The organism is Ruegeria sp. BH8 (assembly GCF_056538065.1).
The window spans coordinates 829,226-847,444 of the sequence record NZ_JBQFSP010000001.1; the positions used below are offsets into that span (position 1 = coordinate 829,226).

The window sequence follows — 18,219 nt, forward strand, 5'->3', positions numbered from 1 at the left end:
CCTCTGTACTGATACCCGGTGCCGGACGACACAACTTGCGAGCAGACGATGACCGAAGCGGAACGTATCTTACTGGATCTTCTGGATATTGAACGTCTTGAGGTCGATCTGTTTCGCGGGACAGGGTCGGGCGGTGAAACGCCCACACGCATCTTTGGCGGACAGGTCATCGCGCAGGCGCTGGCTGCGGCGTATCGGACTGTTGAAGAACGGTTATGCCATTCGCTGCACGCCTATTTCATTCGCCCGGGCGATCCGGAGAAACCCGTTATTTATCAAGTTGATCGAGCCCGAGACGGAGGTTCTTTCACAACCCGCCGCGTGGTTGCGATTCAGCACGGAAAGCAAATCCTGAACATGTCTGCATCGTTTCATGTCCAAGATGAAGGCTGGGACCATCAGCATCCGATGCCCGTCGTGAACGCACCGGAAGCATACCCGTCCCGATCTGAATTGCGTAAAACATACGTTGAACGTGTTCCGGAAAGGTTGAGGGGTGAATTGCTGCGCGAGCGCCCGATCGAGGTCCGTGAAGTCGATCATCTGGACCCATTCACACCGAAAGTCTCTGATGATCGAAACCAGACTTGGTTCCGTATGCCCGCTGCTGCTTCGGTCGACACCAGAACGCAGCACTTACTGCTGGCTTATGCGTCTGATATGAACCTGATGTCCTCTGGATTGCGGCCACACGGGCTGAGCTGGTTTAGCGGAGAGTTCAACGGCGCAAGTCTGGACCACGCGCTATGGTTTCACGCCCCGGTGAGTTTTCAGAATTGGCATCTTTACGTGATGGATTCGCCGTGGACGGGGCAGGGACGCAGCTTTAACCGTGGATCGATCTATTCCGAGGACGGTACCCTTGTTGCATCTGTCGCACAGGAAGGATTGATGCGCAGAGTTCGCGCGCAATCTTAACTGCTGTCGCTAAATCTCTGATTTAACTTCTGCATTCCAACAAGCCACCGATCATAATCAGCCGCTTTGAACTGCAAATAATCAGCAACTTGTGGATGAGGTAGAACCAAAAACCGTTCATTTCGAATAGCTTGCACGCAGGATTCAGCCACGTCGCTCGGCTCGAGCATTCCATCAATCGAAGCTACTGAGATTTCATGGCCTTCGGTCATTTTCGAACGCACAGCCTGCGGACACAGGACCGAAACTTTCAATCCTTCAGCGCCGTATGTCAGCGAAAGCCATTCGGCAAATCCTACAGCGGCGTGTTTGGTAACCCCATATGGGGCTGCACCAGGTTGGTTCAGCAAACCTGCCGCAGAAGCAGTTATCATTATATATCCGCCGCCGCGACGAACCATGCGTGGAACCAGATGGCGGGCGGTCCAGACATGGGACATGACATTAATCTTCCAGATCCGATCCCAATCTTCGTCCGCAACATCGAGACCGCCAAGCGTCAGAATTCCGGCATTTGCGCAAAACAGGTCAATTGGACCGACAGTTTCTTCAACAAAATCAATCAGAGCCTTGATCTGCGCTTCGCTGGAAACGTCGCAGGGATACGCCTGACCACCAATTTGCTTTGCGACCAAATTTGCGCCAGCGATATCGACATCCGAGCAGATTACACGTGCACCTTCTTGGGAAAACCGTTCTGCAAGACCACGACCAATACCTTGGGCAGCGCCGGTGACAACGACAGTTTTGTTCTCAAGCTCCATGCGTATTCCGGGCAGGTTCGTTACAGTGTTATCAATGTGTTGGCTTGCGTTCTGTATTACAAGTATTGCATTATTACCATAATACCAATTACACGCTAATAGGAAATAACCGAGATATACTCAGATTCCATTGCAATCAGCCATCAGACCAATGCGATCAACACAGGTCTGATGCGAATTATCCCAACGCGTAACCGGCACCGCGGACTGTGCGAACCGGATCATCCCCGCCATGTTGCGTTAAGGCTTTGCGCAGTCGTCCAATGTGTACATCAACGGTACGCGTATCGACATAGATGTCGCGTCCCCAGACCCTATCCAGCAATTGTTCACGGCTCCAGACCCTGCCCGGCTTTTCCATGAACGTGCTAAGAAGCCGGAATTCGGTTGGACCCAGTTTCAAGGGCTTGCTGTCACGGCTGACCTTGTGGGTTTCCGAATCCAGAATGATGTCATCGTACTCCAGTCGCAAGCCAACAGTTGCCGGTCGGACGCGGCGCAGTTGTGTTCGGACACGCGCCATCAGTTCGACGATCGAATATGGTTTGACCACATAATCGTCGGCACCAGTTTCCAGCCCGCGAACCTTGTCTACCTCTTCTGATCGGGCCGACAGCATGATTATCGGGATCGAGCGTGTGTCCGGACGGCTTTTGAGCCGGCGGCAAACCTCAATCCCGCTTAGGTTGGGCATCATCCAGTCCAGAACAATGATATCCGGGCAGTCTTCGTCGACCAGCAGCATAGCTTCGTCACCGTTGGCCGCCTTTGAGACGCGAAAACCTTCGGCTTCAAGGTTGTAGGCCAGCACCTCGCGTTGGGCCAACTCATCCTCGACCACCAGAACCGTCGGTTGATCTGCGGACATCTCAAGCCTCTCCTACGCTGTTTGCGACGTTATATCGGCCTTGGGCCGAGCCTCGGTCGGGCGGTCGCCTGTAACCAGATACACCACCTGCTCGGCAATCGAGGTTACATGGTCGCCCATACGCTCGATGTTCTTGGCGATGAAATGCAGGTGCATACAGGCCGAAATATTGCGCGGATCTTCAGCCATGAAGGTCAGGAATTCGCGGAACAGGCCGTTATACATCTGGTCGACCTCTTCATCGCGGTTGATGACGTCGGTGGCCAGTTCCGCGTCGCGTTGAATATAGGCGTCCAACGCGTCGCGCAGCATACGTTCAACCTCGCGCGCCATGCGGCGCAAGGCAGCTGCGCTGCCGCTGATCTCGCCTGCATTAGCCAGAACGGTCGTACGCTTGGCGATGTTCTTCGCGTAATCGCCAATCCGCTCGAGATTACCGGATACTTTCAGGACCGAAAGAACCAGTCGCAGGTCACTGGCCGTGGGCGCGCGCAATGCAATCAGACGCGCGGTTTCCTCGTCGATCAGGTCTTCCAACGCGTCGATGGCCTTGTCACCTTGTCGTATTTCCTGGGCCAGCTCAACGTCACGGCTTTCAAGCGAGCGCGCCGCGCCCATGATAGCGGCCTCAACCAGACCGCCCATCTTCATGATATGCGCCTGGATTGTTTCGAGGTCGCGGTCAAAAGCAGATGCAATATGTTGTTCGCTCATTGTTTGATACCTGTGCTTAGCCGATACGGCCTGTAATGTAGCTTTCCGTGCGCGGATCGACCGGATTGGTAAAAATCTGACCGGTTTCACCGAATTCCACCAGATTACCCAGGTGGAAAAAGGCCGTTTTCTGACTGACGCGCGCGGCCTGCTGCATCGAGTGTGTGACGATCACAACCGAATATCGGGAACGCAATTCGTCGATCAACTCTTCGACCTGTGCGGTTGCAATCGGGTCCAGCGCCGAGCACGGCTCGTCCATCAACAGGACCTCCGGTTCAGTTGCCACGGCGCGCGCGATACACAAACGTTGCTGTTGCCCCCCTGACAAACCCGTGCCAGGCGAATCCAGACGGTCCTTGACCTCATCCCAGATTGCGCCTCGACGCAGTGATTTCTCAACGATCTCATCCAGTTCCGCCTTATTCTTGGCCAAGCCGTGGATACGCGGACCATAGGCCACGTTGTCGTAGATCGACTTGGGGAACGGGTTCGGTTTTTGGAACACCATGCCGACTTTGGCGCGCAACTGAACGGGGTCGACCCGCTTGTCATAAATGTCTTCGCCGTCCAACAGGATATCACCTTCGACACGGCAGATATCGATGGTGTCGTTCATCCGGTTCAGACACCGCAGGAAGGTCGATTTTCCACAACCCGAAGGACCGATAAAGGCCGTGACGGTCTTGTCTTCGATCTCAACACTCACGTCCTTGATGGCGTGGGTATCACCGTAGTATACCTGAACCTTCTTCGCGTTGATCTTGATGTCTTTGGAGTCCACGGTTCTCTCCACTCGTGTCATGTCGTTCATTATTGCCCCCAATTACCAGCGGCGTTCAAAGCGGCGGCGCAGGATGATAGCGATGATATTCATGGTCAGCAGGAACATCAAAAGGATGATGATTCCGCCCCAGGCCTTTTCGTAGAACCCGACATCAGCGCGTGCGGCCCAAGTGTAAATCTGGGCGGGCATTGCCGAGTTCGGCTCGGTAAAGCCGGCAAGGAACCCGTCGGGATATCCCCGCGCCACAAAGCCTACCATGCCGATCAGCAACAACGGCGCGGTTTCACCCAAGGCTTGTGCCAGACCGATGATGGTGCCGGTCAGAATGCCCGGCGCGGCCAAAGGCAGCACGTGGTGGAACACAGCCTGCATTTTCGAGGCCCCTACCCCCAACGCTGCATCACGGATCGACGGCGGAACCGCTTTCAGCGAGGCGCGGGTCGAGATGATGATCGTCGGCAATGTCATGAGGGTCAGAACCAGACCACCAACCAGCGGCGCCGATTGTGGCAGGTGCATGAACTGGATGAACACGGCCAGACCCAGAATACCGAACACAATCGACGGCACGGCGGCAAGGTTCGAGATGTTCACTTCAATCAGGTCGGTGAATCTGTTCTGCGGGGCGAATTCTTCAAGATAAATCGACGCCGCCACACCAATGGGCAGTGACAGGCCCAAAACCACCAGCATCATGAAGAACGACCCAATGACCGAGGCGCCGATGCCCGCACCGCCCGGGTTGTCAACGCCAGAATCCGCGCCGGTGATGAACGGCCAGTTGAAGGCCTGCTTGATGATGCCCGCCTGTTTCAGCGCATCAACCAGATCCAGATCGCTTAGCTGTAGAAACCGGCTGTCCTGCAAGGTGTCACGGGACACGCGGCCTTTGAAATACCCGTCAACCCGGCTGGATGCGGCCAGATCAAACTTGACCGGATCACCCAGCTTGCCGGGGTTATCGGCATAGTAAGTTCGGATGGTTCCACCGATTTTACCAAGAAGACGTTCGATGGCCGCTTCGTCGAAATCAACGCTGATCCCCTGGTCTTCCAGTTCCTTGCTCAACTGAGCGATGAACAGGTTGGAATAGGCTTTGGTCTTGAACAACGTACTTTCCGCCTCGTCTCGTTGCGCAGCAGACAGGGTGAAATCCACGCTGACAACAGTGCGCTGAAAAGCCGGAATGCCCTGCGACAGGATCGAGGCGAACAGAACGATCAGGAAGAACAGGCCCGTTGCAATAGCGACAATGCCGTAGGCCCGAAATCGTTTCTCTGCATTTGCACGTTTTTTGGTATGTGCATCCGCTACAGTCAGCGAGACAGAGCGATGACCTGTTTCAGAGCTTTGCATGCTGGCGTCGGTCATTCGTATTGCTCCCGATACTTACGCACGATGTAGAGGGCAAAGATGTTCAGCCCAAGCGTGAGAGTGAAAAGGGTCATACCCAGGGCAAAGGCCACAAGCGCTTCGGGCGATGCGAAATCCGCGTCGCCGGTCAGCTGGCTCACGATTTTTGCGGTGACCGTCGTCATGGCTTCAAACGGGTTCAGGCTCAGCCGTGCTGCCGCCCCTGCCCCAAGGACCACGATCATTGTCTCACCTATGGCGCGCGATGCGGCCAGCAGGATCGCCCCCACGATACCTGGAAGGGCCGCAGGTAAAACAACCTGACGGATGGTTTCGGATTGCGTTGCGCCCAGTCCGTAAGAGCCGTCGCGCATGGCCTGCGGCACCGCATTGATGATGTCATCGGACAAAGAGGACACAAACGGGATCAGCATGATGCCCATGACCAACCCAGCGGTCATGACTGCCGTGCCAGCTTTCATCCAGCCAAGCCCCTCATCCCCGAACAGGCCAAGCAAAAGCGGACCAACGGTCAGCAGCGCAAAAAGGCCGTAAACGATGGTCGGGATACCGGCCAGAATCTCGAGCAGCGGTTTTGCTACGGCGCGGACACGGGGGGAGGCGTATTCGCTGAGGTAAATCGCGGCGAACAACCCGATCGGGACGGCCACCAGCAGCGCAACGATAGAGATATAGAATGTCCCCCACAACAAGGGAATAATACCAAGCTCAGACGACCCGCCGCGTCCCGAAAAACTGGGGGCCCATGTCGTGCCGAAAAAGAAATCGGTAGCAGGGTAGAGCTTGAAGAATTCCCAAGTATTGAAAACCAGAGACAGGACGATCCCGACAGTGGTCAGAATTGCGATGGATGCGGCCGCCAGCAACAGAAAACGCACGCCCTGCTCGACCACATTACGCGCGCGGTATTCTGCGTGAGTTTGAAACCAGCTGGCTGCAGCACCGGCGAGTGCCGTCAGTATGACGGCGACAGTCATGACCGAATAGCCGGTCGCATTCATGATCCGATAACTTTGCGCCGCGCGCAGCACAGGTTGCGTGATATCCGACGTCACCACCTGCCCGGCATCCTTCAGACGCTGGGTCATGTCGATTACATCCGCGCGCGCGTTGCGCGCCAGTTCCTCGGGTATCTGCCCGGCGGCAACCGCGTTATCCAGACCGTACGCGGTGCGACGGACCTCGGCCATGACCAGATTTAGGGACGAGCCGTCTTGGATGGCAGAACCCGAGATCGTTTCAGAAACCTGAGAGTTCACGTAAAGCGGTTGTACCAGCAACCAGAGGATCATAAGGCCGAATGCGGGTACGATCGTCTTGAGAGCGACATTTGCGCCATAATACGACGGCAGCGAGTGCAAAGCCCGGATATCTCCTGTGGCGCTTTGCAGGGCGCGTGAGCGCCCCAACACGTAACCGACTGAAGCAATCGCTAGCACGATCAGAACGAGCCATACTATCGGCATGAAACCCCCATTTGGTCTTGGCCGGGAAAGCTGAAAAATGTGGGGGCGACAGAAATGCCGCCCCCGGTATTTCGAACCAAAGGCGGGATTAGCTGCCCGAACCCATGGTTACTTCGTTGGCGATTGCATCCTGAGTTTTTGCCAGCTCAGGGTCCGCAACCAGACCATAGTTTGCCAGAGGACCCGAAGCGCCTGCGATTTCGTCGTGGGTAAAGAACTGGGCATATTCTTTCAGGCCGGGGATCACGCCGATATGGGCTTTCTTCACGTAGAAGAACAGCGGGCGCGAAACCGGATATTCACCGGTCGAGATGGTTTCGGTCGAAGGAGCGATACCCGACATGGTTGCCACTTTCAGCTTATCGGTGTTGTTCTCGTAGAACGCCAGGCCGAAGATGCCGATGCCATTGGGGTTGGTGTCGATACGCGCCAGCGTTTCGGTGTAGTCACCATCAATGTCGACCGCTTTCCCGTCGGTACGAACGGCCAGACATGCATCTTCTGCGTCGTCTTCGCTCATACCGCCAGCAATCATGGCTTCCATCGCGCCGGTCGCTTCACAACCGATCAGCAGAACTTTTTCTTCGAACACTTCACGGGTGCCGTGTTTGGTGCCCGGAATAAAGCCAGCGATTTCTACATCAGGCAGTTCAGGGTTGAATTCGGCCCAAGTAGTGTAAGGATTATCAACCACTTCACCGTCTTTCAGAACTTTTGCGCCCAAAGCGTTAAAGATGTCGGCAGGTTCAAAAGCGGTGAAGGCAGGACCGGTCTGCTGGCTTGCAAAAACGATACCATCATAACCGATGCGGACTTCCATGATGTCAGTCACACCGTTTTCGGCGCAGGCTTTGATTTCTTTTTCACGGATCGCGCGCGATGCGTTTGCAATGTCGATGGTGTTTTCACCAACACCTTCACAGAAACGCTTCAGACCAGCTGACGAACCGCCCGATTCAACAACCGGGGTCGGGAAATCGGTGTTCTCACCAAACAGTTCCGCAACGATCGAGGCATATGGCAGAACGGTCGACGAACCGGCAACCTGAACGTTGTCACGGGCAGCAGCGGTGGTTGCCGAGACGGCGGCGATTGCCAGCGCAGAAGCCGACAGTTTCACAAAGGACATTTCAGTCTCCTTGAAAAGGTATGATTGATCACCCCCATGATGATCCTGCGTGCACCCCTAGGGGTCGTGCGTAAGCCTTTTGTGACAAGTGTGTAACGCTTTTATGACAACTCTCGAATATCCTGAGATTTCGAGTCAGAAAATCGTAACGAGGCAGATTTCGTAGGGTGGTAATGCGGGAAGGGCTACCGTGGTAAGATGACCGTAAACACGGAACCTTTTCCCAACTCACTTTCCACGCGCAACCGTCCGCGGTGGCGATTGACGATGTGCTTGACGATGGCCAGCCCCAGCCCCGTTCCACCCAACTGGCGGGACCTGTGGTTGTCGGCGCGATAGAATCGCTCGGTCAGGCGTGGCAGGTGTACGGAATCAATTCCTGGCCCCTTGTCGATGACCTTCACCCGCACCCCTGGCCCACGCATCGCCGCGTCACGCTCTGATGACAGAACGCGGACTGTGACGCTACCACCGCTGGCACCGTATTTTATTCCGTTTTCGATCAGGTTGGTGAATACCTGCCGTAACTGATCGCTGTCTCCGGTAACGGAAAGCGGGCCGTCCTGTGCGTCAAGCGTCAGCGTCACGCCCGCCTCTTCCGCAAGGGGGCGCAACGAGTTCATGGTGGATTGCAGCAGCCCTGTCAGCTCCAGCTGTTTATTTGGGCGAACTCTTTCTTCGCTTTCCACGCGGTTCAGGGACAAAAGATCGCCAACCAGCCGGTTCATCCTGTTGGCTTCATCGGCCATGATTTGCAGGAACCGGTCACGCGCAGCCGGATCGTTACGTGCAGGGCCGCGCAAGGTTTCAATGAAGCCCATCAGCGCCGTCAAAGGCGTCCGCAACTCGTGACTGACATTGGCAACAAAGTCGCGGCGCATCTGACTTGCCTGCTCCAGATGCGTGACATCTTGAAAAGTGGTCAGAACGGCCCCGCCCGACACAGCTCCGACCCCGTTCATATACCGGCATTGCACATCAAATGTTGTGTCCTGCGCGCCATCATTGGAAAGATGACGCGCTGCCTTGCTTCCTTTGGACTGGAGGCTTTGCTCAATCGCTTCAAGAACCTGTGGCTGCCGCAGGATGGTCGCGAAATGCCGCCCCTCGATATTCTGCCCCAGAAGGGTTTTCGCATCCGTATTGGCGGCAATGATCCGTTCGGTCTGATCCACCATCAGCGCGGGCATTGGGATGGCCTGAACAAATCCGTCTAGAAGGTCATCTGACATGCTTCAAACCCCGATCAATCCGCGCGCTTTATTGAACAGGTCTCAGAGTGTCCCGAAACCTGCGCATGTTTTCCTGATAATGCAGCGCGCTTAGGGTAATCCGTTTTGCTGCGGCCTCGTCAAGCTGGCGCACCACTTTGCCCGGAGACCCCATCACAAGGGAATTATCCGGAATCTCCTTGCCTTCCGTGATCAGGGCCCCTGCCCCGATCAGGCAATTCCGCCCGATCCGGGCACCATTCAGAACAATCGCGCCCATTCCGATCAGAGTATTTTCTCCGATTGTGCACCCGTGCAACATCACTTTGTGTCCGATGGTGCAATTCGGACCGATCGACAAAGGATACCCGGCGTCGATGTGCATGACGCAGTTTTCCTGAACGTTGCTACCTGCACCAACGCGGATTTCCTCGTGATCTGCGCGAATCGTGCAGCCGAACCAAACCGAGGCGCCCTGTTCCAGCACAACCTTGCCGATCAGGTTGGCATCGGGCGCAACCCACGTGTCCTCGTGAATTTCGGGCATGTGCTCGCCTAAAGCGTAGATCGTCATGACAGCCCCTCGAATTCGTTTTGAAGTTTGCGCACGTGCTGTTGCAGATTTGGCTGTTGAATACGGCGCATCCGTTCGGCGCTGACGATGGTCTTCAGCTTCTTCTCGGTCGCCTCAAGATCGTCATTGATCAGGACATAATCGTAATAGCCCCAGTGGCTGATCTCGTCCCAGCTTTTGAGCATCCGCCTTGCGATAACTTCATCGCTATCTTGCCCACGTGATTCCAGACGGCGGCGCAGTTCGGGGATCGAAGGCGGCAGGATGAAGATCGACAACGCATGCTTACCCAGATCCGAGTTGCGGATCTGAACCTCGCCTTGCCAGTCCACGTCGAACAGAACGTCCTTGCCCGCGTGAATCGAGCTACGCACCGGATCAGCGGGTGAGCCGTAGAAATTGCCGAAAACATGCGCATGTTCCAGCATCTGGCCATTGGAGACCTTCTGCTTGAACTCGTCCTCTGAAAGAAAATAGTAATCCCGCCCATGTTCTTCTCCCGGACGCGGGGCGCGGGTTGTGGCCGAGACCGAAAACTCAAGGTCCTTGTCCCAGTCCATCAGCCGCTTTGCCAGGGTGGATTTGCCTGCCCCGGACGGGGAAGACAGGATGATTAAAAGGCCTCGGCGATCCGCCATATCAGTCGTTCCCATCATTATTCTACGTTTTGCACTTGTTCGCGCATCTGATCGATCACCGCCTTCAGTTCCAGCCCGACAGCCGTCAGTTCCGTACTCTGAGCCTTGGAACACAGCGTGTTGGTTTCGCGGTTGAATTCCTGCATCAGGAAATCAAGTTTGCGTCCGACAGCCCCTTCCTGCCCAAGCAGCTCTCTTGCTGCGACGACATGTGCAGACAGGCGGTCAATCTCTTCGGTAATGTCGGCTTTAACCGCGATCAATGCCAGTTCCTGCGCGACGCGATCCGGGTCCGCGCCCTGCGCGTTGTCCAGTACGTGCGCCAGATTGTCCCGCAATGTCGCGGCCATCTTGTCCTTACGATGCACGGCCAGATCAGCTGCCTGAGCTGTCAGCGCCGCAACCTGATCCAACTGAGTGTTCAGCACAGTAGCCAACGCTTCGCCCTCGGCCCGGCGCATTTCGACAAAAGCGGCCAACAGGTCGTTGAAATCTTCGGTCAGGCGCGCAACCAGCGGAGCGGGATCATCCGCATCTGCGGTTGCATCCAACATGCCTTTCAGTGCCAATAGGTCCGAGGCGCGCGCCGGCTCCAGAGCAATACCGCGCGCAGCTGCCATCTTATGTGTTTGTTCCAAAGCGCTCAGGGCAGCGGCCATAGCGACCTCGTTCAATGCCAGTTCCGAGGCAGAGTCCTCGCGGGTCAGACGCATTGAAAGGGTCACATTCCCTCGGCTCAGGGATTTTGACAGCGCGGCCCGAAGGGCCACCTCAAGCCCGGTCAGCCAATCAGGGACGCGCAGGCGCATATCAAGGCCTTTGCCGTTGACACTGCGCAACTCCCACGTCCAGTTGTGCGGTCCGTATTCCCCCTTCCCCGAGGCAAACCCGGTCATGGATCTGATCATGACTGTCCTTTCCTGTGACCTCACCCATTTGGATGTGTGCCGCACCTAATGCGATTGGCCGGTGCAGAGCAAGAGTTTGCTGAGGCCGCATTTGTTTGGCGTAAGTTAACCATTCGTTAAAGAATTGCTCCAAAATTGAATAAACCCGAGTCAAACTACCCCTGGTAATGGCTTGCAGGCCACAAATGCTCCGGTTGTGTTGCATTTTATGAAAATGGCGGCCAATTGACGTAAGGGTGAAGAAAATGAAAACCTTTTTCGGGACTGGTTCCGGGTCAGAATTTGGAAAGATCGTCGCAATGGATCGCTTTGACAGTGGGCGCAGCCTTACGCCGATCCGCCAGGCCGAGGCGTATTGGACTGCATTGCTGAGCGGTGACGGTGTTCCGATGCGGTCTCAGGTCGACCCGCGTGGACTGGAAAACATACTTGAATATACTTTCATTCTTGAACGGATCGCGCCCGGCCTGGCCCGGTTTCGCCTTGCCGGAAGCCACTTGAACGCACTTGCGGGGATGGAGGTTCGCGGCATGCCTGTGACGGCCTTTTTTCAACCTGATGACCGCGCCAGTCTTAAGGACGTTCTGGAGCAGGTTTTCGCAGCACCCGCCGTTGCCGAACTGGGGTTGGATTCGAGCGGGATACTGGGACGTACCCGGATGCAGGCCTGCATGATCCTTTTGCCGCTCAAAAGCGATCTGGGCGACGTCAGCCGGGTTCTGGGTGTCATGGTTGCGGATGGTGCGATTGGTAAAACCCCACGCAGATTTTCGATTACGGATACGCGGATCAAATCGTTTTCGGAAGTTCAGGCACCAGTTCCTGCTGTGCCTCAAACCGTTGACGGTTTTGCCGAAGACCAAACGGATTTCAAACGCGCGGCCAAACACCTTCGTCTGGTCGTGTCGCGCGATGACTGAACCAGTTTGAACACCCGGAACAAAAAAAACAGCGGACCGTTGGCCCGCTGTTTTTCCTTCTTTTCGCACGCTTAACTTGCGGCGCGTTTTGATCCGTTACGGCGCAGGTTGGTCAGTTCTTCCGCCACAAGGAACGCCAGTTCCAGTGACTGAGACGCGTTCAGGCGTGGGTCGCAGGCGGTGTGGTAACGATCCGACAGATCCTCTTCGGTCACGGCCCGCACACCACCGGTGCATTCGGTAACGTCGAGACCGGTCATCTCGAAATGGACACCGCCAGGGATCGTGCCCTCGGATTGATGCACACCAAAGAAATCGCGCACCTCACGCAGGACAGAATCGAACGGGCGGGTTTTGTAGCCCGTGGCCGATTTGATCGTATTGCCGTGCATCGGGTCGCACACCCAAGTAACCTTGGCGCCTTCTTCCTTCACGGCCTTGACCAGACGCGGAAGGTGTTCACCCGCCTTGCCTGCACCAAAGCGCGCGATCAGGGTCAGACGGCCCTCTTCATTTTCAGGGTTCAGCTTCGACATGAGAACCTTGAGATCTTCTGCCGTCGTCGTCGGACCACATTTCAATCCGATCGGGTTCAGAACGCCACGACAGAACTCGACATGTGCGCCGTCAGGTTGGCGTGTACGGTCGCCGATCCAGATCATGTGGCCAGACCCGGCCAGCCAGTTGCCCGAGGTCGAATCCAGACGGGTCAGCGCCTCTTCATATTCCAGTAACAGACCTTCGTGACTGGTGTAGAATTCAACGGTCGAGAATTCGTGCGTCGTGTCTGCCGTGATACCAGCCGCTTCCATGAAGTCGATGGTGTCCTGAATGCGGTCCGCAACTTCGGAATACTTCTGAACGTCCTGTTCGTCGGTAAAGCCCAGCGTCCACGAATGAACACGGCTCATGTCGGCGAAGCCACCGGTTGAGAAGGCACGCAGCAGGTTCAACGTGGCCGCCGCCTGCGTGTAGGCCTGCAACATCTTTCCGGGATTCGGAATCCGCGCTTCGGGCGTGAACGCCAGTTCGTTGATGATGTCACCCCGGTAGCTGGGCAGTTCTACACCATCCACAACCTCGGTCGGGGCGCTGCGCGGCTTTGCAAATTGACCGGCCATGCGACCGACCTTTACCACGGGCACCTTGGCACCATAGGTCAGAACCATCGCCATTTGCAGCATCACCTTGAAGGTGTCACGGATCGCATCGGCGCTGAATTGTTCAAAGCTTTCAGCACAGTCCCCGCCCTGAAGCAGGAAGGCCTCGCCGCGACCGGCGGCACCAAGATGTTGCTTGAGGCGCCGCGCTTCACCGGCAAAGACCAGCGGGGGATACTGCGAAAGCTGGGCCTCGACCTTGGCCAATGCGGCCGCGTCGGTATAGTCTGGCATCTGAACCCGGGGCTTGTTGCGCCAGTTCGACTTTTGCCATTCGGTCATAGCTTTGATCTCCGCTGAAGTGTTCAGGTCGCCTCTATACAAAAAGCAATGAAGAGTGACCATATCCCATTTGCGCCTCTTGACGCCGCAAACAAGCTTTGATCATGGTGACTGCCAAATACGTCGCCGGATACCAGGTTTTCCCGCGCAGAATTAAGGACATTTTGTCATGCAAGTGCAACGCCAAGCAGTCACGGTGGAAAATGCTGGGGCCACACCCCGCCATTTCGTTTTTGTCCTGCTGGACAAGTTTTCGCTGCTGTCTTTTGCGTCGGCGCTCGACAGCCTGCGCATCGCAAACCGCATGGCCGACAAACAACTTTATACATGGACGCTTTCAGGTGAAGGCGGAGATTCGATTTCATGTTCAGCCGGAACCGAATTCAAACTGGATCGTGACCTGGACGAACTGCAACGCGACGATGTCGTTCTGATTTGCGGGGGCGTTGACGTACAAGCCGCGACCACCAAACGCATTCTGAACTGGTTGCGGCGCGAGGCACGGCGCGGATTGCGGATCGGCGGTCTGTGCACGGCTGCTTATACCTTGGCCAAGGCCGGTCTGCTGGACAACAAGCGGGCGACGATACATTGGGAAAACTCCGACAGTTTCATCGAAGAATTCGATGAGGTCGAGTTGACGAAAGAAGTCTTTCAGATTGACGGCAGTCGTATGACGACGGCTGGGGGGACCTCTTCTATCGATCTGATGCTCAAGTTGATTGCAGACGATTTCGGCGAAGACCTGGCAAATGCGGTGGCGGATCAGATGATCTATTCGTCTATCCGGACAGATCAGGACACGCAGCGCCTGTCTACACCGACGCGTATTGGCGTACGTCACCCCAAGTTGAGTCAGGTCATCCTGATGATGGAAAAGAACATAGAAGAGCCGATCTCACCTTCGATTCTGGCCAAGGAAGTCGGCATGTCGACCCGCCAGCTTGAGCGTCTGTTCCGGCGCTACCTCAGCCGCTCGCCCAAGCGGTACTATATGGAACTTCGCTTGCACAAGGCACGGAACCTGCTGATGCAAACAGATATGAGCGTTATCAACGTAGCCCTGGCCTGTGGGTTCGCCTCGCCCAGCCATTTCTCAAAATGCTACCGCGCGCATTACAACACCACACCCTATCGCGAACGCGGAGCGCAAAGCGGGCGGCTATCGGTGTAAGGTCACTCCGCCGGAGATATTCTGTAAATTGCCCCCTTCCCAACCGAAATAAACCAGATCGACCCGTCTGGCGCTTCGACGATATCGCGGACGCGCTCGGTTTCAGGGCTTCTGATCTGTTCGGCCTCATGCATTGGATCGCCCTGAAGTCGGGCGATATAGTCAAATTTCAAAGATCCTACGAAAACATCACCTGCCCATTGCGGCCAGAGCTTGCCGGAATAAACCAGCAGGCCAGACGGCGCGATGGAAGGATCCCAGTAGTGAGCTGGCTGTTCCAGCCCCTCTTCGGCTGTACCTTCTCCGATTTTTTCACCCGAATAATGCGTACCATAGGAGATGAGAGGCCAACCATAATTCCGGCCTGCGCGGGGTTGGTTGATTTCATCTCCACCCCGCGCCCCGTGTTCCGAGGTCCAAAGTCGGCCACGCGCGTCCAAATCCGCGCCCTGTGGATTTCGATGACCGTATGACCATATTTCGGGTTCGATATTCGATTGCCCGACAAAGGGGTTATCTGCCGGAACCGTCCCATCGCGGTTGATACGGATGACCGAGCCCATGGGATTGGACCGATCCTGTGCATTCTCCGCCTGCCCCCGGTCACCGAGGGTCACGAACAATGTCCCGTCCAGCGCTTCGACCACACGACTGCCAAAATGCCGCCCGCCCGTACCACCGGGCGATGCCTCGAAAATTACTCGGAAGTTCTGAAGGTTTTTGCCAGTCTCGGGCAGGTGCGCAACCGCAACCGCAGTCCCTGCACCGTCGCCCTGAGGTTTTGCGAAGGTCAGAAAGACCTCTCGACTTTGATTGAAATCGCGTGAGATCGTGACGTCCAGCAATCCGCCCTGCCCCAAAGCCGCAACCATTGGAACGCCTGAAACATCCCCAACTTGTCCATTTCGCACATACAGCAACCTTCCATCCCGTTCCGTGACGAGGAAGCTTTCATCGGGTAAAATGCCAACCGCCCATGGGGTCTCCAACCCGCCGACCATTTCTTCCAGCTGGACCATCCCGGCTGAAACCGACAACGTTTGGGCTGCGGCATTCAAGGCGCAGAGTGAGAAAGACAGAATCATCGCCGTTCTGAGCATTCTGGTCCCTTTCGGTGACAATCAGGGGTGAGTCCCAACAAAACAGATAGATTTTCAACCGAAAAAGACACGTTTGCGTTAGGACTTTTCTTTTCCGAACAGCTTGCCTAGGGTCGTCGCCAGAACGAATACGTTCACAACTGGGAGTAACCATATGAAAAAGCTGCTTACTGCAACTGCAGCAACTGCATTGCTGGCCGGCGCAGCCATGGCCGAAGATGTCAAACTTGGGATTTTGATCGGCTTTACCGGCCCCATTGAATCGCTGGCCCCTGCCATGGGGTCGGGTGCTGAGCTGGCAATCGCCGAAGTCAACGAATCCGGCAAGTTCATGAACGGTGCCAGCGTGGCTGGTGTACGTGCCGATACCGGCTGTATCGACAATGGTCTGTCCACCTCGAACGGCGAGCGTATGATCGCTGACGGCGTTGCAGGCATCATCGGCGGCGACTGTTCGGGTGTTACCGGCGCGATTCTGCAAAACGTTGCCATTCCAAACGGCATGGTCATGATCTCGCCTTCGGCGACCTCGCCCGGCCTGTCGACCATGGAGGACAACGGCCTGTTCTTCCGCACCGCGCCATCGGATGCACGCGAAGGTCAGGTTATGGCTGATATCCTCAAGGATCGCGGCATCAACTCGATCGCGCTGACCTATACCAACAACGACTATGGCAAAGGTCTGGCCGATGCGATCCAGACGTCCTTCGAAGCGGTTGGCGGCGAAGTGACCATCGTTACGGCGCATGAAGACGGCAAGGCCGACTATTCGGCTGAAGTTGGCGCGCTGGCCTCGGCCGGTGGCGACATTCTGGTTGTCGCGGGTTATCTGGACCAGGGTGGTCTGGGCATCATCCAGTCGTCGCTGGACAGCGGTGCGTTTGACACCTTTGGTCTGCCCGGTGGCATGATTGGCGACTCGCTGCCCGCAAATGTCGGCCCCGACCTGAACGGCTCGTTCGGTCAGATCGCCGGGTCGGGTGGTGAAGGTGCAGAAAAGTACTTTGCACTGGCTGAAGCAGCCGGGTTTGACGGGTCGTCGCCCTATTCGCCCGAATCCTATGACGCGGCAGCGCTGTTCATGTTCGCCATGCAAGCCGCCGGTTCGACCAACCCGGCAGATTACGCGGGCAAAGTTATGGACGTCGCCAATGCGCCGGGTGAAAAGATCTATCCGGGTGAACTGGCCAAAGGTCTGGAACTGCTGGCCGCCGGTCAGGACATCGACTATGTCGGCGCGTCCGGTGTCGAGTTGATCGGCCCCGGCGAAAGCGCAGGGTCGTACCGCGAGATCGAAGTGACCGACGGCGAAAACAAGACCGTCAACTTCCGTTGATCCCGCATATCAAGCTATAAAATCAGACAGCCCGGGCCTTGTGTCCGGGCTGTTTCAATGACAAAAGGCTGCACCTCGTTTCACGGGGACAAGGCAAGGGGATACCATGATCGTCGTCGAGGACGTGCATAAGCATTTCGGCGGGTTTCACGCGGTGGACGGGGCGTCGCTGGAAATCCAAAAAGGGTCGATCACCGGCCTGATCGGGCCCAACGGGGCCGGAAAAACCACTCTGTTCAACGTGATCGCCGGTGTTTTGCCTCCGACCAGCGGAAAGGTGGTTATGGATGGTGAAGATATCACTGGCCTGCCTCCGCATGAGCTGTTTCACAAAGGTTTGCTGCGCACGTTCCAGATCGCGCATGAATTCTCGTCGATGACCTGCCGCGAAAACCTGATGATGGTGCCCGGTGCGCAATCGGGTGAGGCGCTGTGGAATACCTGGTTCGGACGCAAGCGCATCGCTGATGAAGAGCGCGCGTTGAAAGCCAAGGCAGACGAGGTGCTGGAGTTTTTGACCATCGAACATCTGGCCGATCACAAGGCCGGTCAGGTTTCGGGCGGTCAAAAGAAACTGCTGGAACTTGGTCGTACCATGATGGTGGACGCCAAGATCGTATTTCTGGACGAGGTCGGAGCAGGCGTGAACCGCACCCTGCTGATGACCATCGCTGATACGATCCTGCGCCTGAACAAAGAGCGTGGTTATACGTTTGTTGTCATCGAGCACGACATGGATTTCATCGGCAAGATCTGCGACCCGGTCATCTGCATGGCCGAGGGTAAGGTTTTGGCCGAGGGTACTCTGGATGAGATCAAGGCAAACGAGCACGTGATCGAAGCCTATCTTGGCACCGGCCTCAAAAACAAAGACAAGCTGGAGGCCCAGACATGAC

18 protein-coding genes are annotated in these 18,219 nt (G+C 56.2%); 5 read left to right on the forward strand and 13 right to left on the reverse strand.

The window, feature by feature from the left end:
• Nucleotides 1–48 precede the first annotated feature (48 nt).
• Nucleotides 49–918, forward strand: coding sequence for an acyl-CoA thioesterase (locus ACR0AD_RS04115; protein WP_480485639.1), 870 nt, complete (start codon nucleotides 49–51; stop codon nucleotides 916–918).
• On the opposite strand, the gene ACR0AD_RS04120 is transcribed toward ACR0AD_RS04115, so the two are convergent.
• From ACR0AD_RS04120 to ACR0AD_RS04170, 11 genes are all read right to left on the reverse strand, one after another.
• The gene (locus ACR0AD_RS04120; protein WP_480485637.1) at nucleotides 915–1,682 is read right to left on the reverse strand and encodes an SDR family oxidoreductase; all 768 of its coding nucleotides are present in this window, start codon (nucleotides 1,680–1,682) and stop codon (nucleotides 915–917) included. The genes ACR0AD_RS04115 and ACR0AD_RS04120 overlap by 4 nt on opposite strands.
• Before the next feature lie 178 nt (nucleotides 1,683–1,860).
• Nucleotides 1,861–2,550, reverse strand: a complete 690-nt coding sequence (phoB, locus tag ACR0AD_RS04125) for a phosphate regulon transcriptional regulator PhoB (protein ID WP_480480935.1) — start codon at nucleotides 2,548–2,550, stop codon at nucleotides 1,861–1,863.
• Between the two features lie 12 nt (nucleotides 2,551–2,562).
• Entirely contained in the window at nucleotides 2,563–3,264 is a 702-nt protein-coding gene (gene phoU, locus ACR0AD_RS04130) for a phosphate signaling complex protein PhoU (RefSeq protein WP_480480933.1), read from the reverse strand.
• 16 nt (nucleotides 3,265–3,280) lie between these two features.
• Nucleotides 3,281–4,078 (reverse strand): phosphate ABC transporter ATP-binding protein PstB, encoded by a 798-nt coding sequence (gene pstB, locus ACR0AD_RS04135; RefSeq protein ID WP_267366513.1) that lies wholly within the window; start codon nucleotides 4,076–4,078, stop codon nucleotides 3,281–3,283.
• Between the two features lie 12 nt (nucleotides 4,079–4,090).
• A complete protein-coding gene (gene pstA / locus ACR0AD_RS04140) occupies nucleotides 4,091–5,422 on the reverse strand; it encodes a phosphate ABC transporter permease PstA (RefSeq protein ID WP_480485635.1) in 1,332 nt (443 codons plus the stop codon).
• Nucleotides 5,419–6,891, reverse strand: a complete 1,473-nt coding sequence (gene pstC / locus ACR0AD_RS04145) for a phosphate ABC transporter permease subunit PstC (RefSeq protein WP_480485633.1) — start codon at nucleotides 6,889–6,891, stop codon at nucleotides 5,419–5,421. Before pstC ends, pstA begins: the two co-directional genes overlap by 4 nt.
• A gap of 88 nt (nucleotides 6,892–6,979) precedes the next feature.
• Nucleotides 6,980–8,020 carry a substrate-binding domain-containing protein gene (locus tag ACR0AD_RS04150; protein WP_209503925.1) on the reverse strand — a complete coding sequence of 347 codons (1,041 nt, stop codon included), beginning with the start codon at nucleotides 8,018–8,020 and terminating at the stop codon, nucleotides 6,980–6,982.
• Between the two features lie 185 nt (nucleotides 8,021–8,205).
• The gene (locus ACR0AD_RS04155; RefSeq protein WP_480485631.1) at nucleotides 8,206–9,252 is read right to left on the reverse strand and encodes an ATP-binding protein; all 1,047 of its coding nucleotides are present in this window, start codon (nucleotides 9,250–9,252) and stop codon (nucleotides 8,206–8,208) included.
• 28 nt (nucleotides 9,253–9,280) lie between these two features.
• Entirely contained in the window at nucleotides 9,281–9,805 is a 525-nt protein-coding gene (locus ACR0AD_RS04160; protein WP_480480923.1) for a gamma carbonic anhydrase family protein, read from the reverse strand.
• Entirely contained in the window at nucleotides 9,802–10,443 is a 642-nt protein-coding gene (gene gmk / locus ACR0AD_RS04165; RefSeq protein ID WP_480485630.1) for a guanylate kinase, read from the reverse strand. The genes ACR0AD_RS04160 and gmk overlap by 4 nt, the downstream gene beginning before the upstream one ends.
• 17 nt (nucleotides 10,444–10,460) lie before the next feature.
• Nucleotides 10,461–11,351, reverse strand: a complete 891-nt coding sequence (locus tag ACR0AD_RS04170) for a YicC/YloC family endoribonuclease (RefSeq protein WP_480485628.1) — start codon at nucleotides 11,349–11,351, stop codon at nucleotides 10,461–10,463.
• Nucleotides 11,352–11,596: 245 nt separating this feature from the next.
• On the opposite strand from ACR0AD_RS04170, the gene ACR0AD_RS04175 reads away from it, so the two are divergent.
• Nucleotides 11,597–12,271, forward strand: coding sequence for a PAS domain-containing protein (locus ACR0AD_RS04175; protein WP_480480919.1), 675 nt, complete (start codon nucleotides 11,597–11,599; stop codon nucleotides 12,269–12,271).
• 71 nt (nucleotides 12,272–12,342) lie between these two features.
• On the opposite strand, the gene ACR0AD_RS04180 is transcribed toward ACR0AD_RS04175, so the two are convergent.
• Nucleotides 12,343–13,713, reverse strand: a complete 1,371-nt coding sequence (locus ACR0AD_RS04180) for a class II 3-deoxy-7-phosphoheptulonate synthase (protein WP_480485626.1) — start codon at nucleotides 13,711–13,713, stop codon at nucleotides 12,343–12,345.
• Between the two features lie 169 nt (nucleotides 13,714–13,882).
• Between ACR0AD_RS04180 and ACR0AD_RS04185 the strand changes: the two genes are divergently transcribed.
• Nucleotides 13,883–14,887, forward strand: a complete 1,005-nt coding sequence (locus ACR0AD_RS04185; protein WP_480700997.1) for a GlxA family transcriptional regulator — start codon at nucleotides 13,883–13,885, stop codon at nucleotides 14,885–14,887.
• A gap of 2 nt (nucleotides 14,888–14,889) precedes the next feature.
• Here ACR0AD_RS04185 and ACR0AD_RS04190 read toward each other — a convergent pair whose 3' ends face one another.
• Entirely contained in the window at nucleotides 14,890–15,987 is a 1,098-nt protein-coding gene (locus ACR0AD_RS04190; protein ID WP_480485624.1) for a PQQ-dependent sugar dehydrogenase, read from the reverse strand.
• Nucleotides 15,988–16,141: 154 nt separating this feature from the next.
• On the opposite strand from ACR0AD_RS04190, the gene ACR0AD_RS04195 reads away from it, so the two are divergent.
• Both ACR0AD_RS04195 and ACR0AD_RS04200 read left to right on the forward strand, forming a co-directional pair.
• A complete protein-coding gene (locus tag ACR0AD_RS04195; RefSeq protein WP_209503916.1) occupies nucleotides 16,142–17,323 on the forward strand; it encodes an ABC transporter substrate-binding protein in 1,182 nt (393 codons plus the stop codon).
• 106 nt (nucleotides 17,324–17,429) lie between these two features.
• Nucleotides 17,430–18,218, forward strand: coding sequence for an ABC transporter ATP-binding protein (locus ACR0AD_RS04200; RefSeq protein ID WP_209596275.1), 789 nt, complete (start codon nucleotides 17,430–17,432; stop codon nucleotides 18,216–18,218).
• Nucleotide 18,219 lies beyond the last annotated feature (1 nt).